This is a genomic window from Bradyrhizobium sp. KZN70725 (genome assembly GCF_055264925.1).
Window position 1 is genome coordinate 1 of record NZ_JBUYWT010000231.1, and the last position, 240, is coordinate 240.

The 240-nt window shown below is 61.7% G+C and carries 1 pseudogene; it reads left to right on the top strand.

The features are described 5' to 3' along the window. A pseudogene (locus ACZBJS_RS42865) lies at positions 1-240 on the top strand (transposase); the annotation flags it as partial.

Genomic DNA, 240 nt, shown 5'->3' on the forward strand with positions numbered 1-240 from the left:
GATCGTGCGTACGGGGTCTCCCTGGCGCGATCTCCCGGAGGTCTTCGGCGATTGGAACAGCGTGTTCCGGCGCTTCAGCCGATGGAGCATCAAGGGTGTTTGGTGGCGGATATTCGAGGCGATGTCCGATGATCCGGACTTCGAATATCTGATCGTCGATTCCACCATCGTTCGGGCGCATCAGCACGCCGCCGGCGCCAAAAAAGGGGGTCTGAAGATCAGGCGATCGGCCGCTCGCGC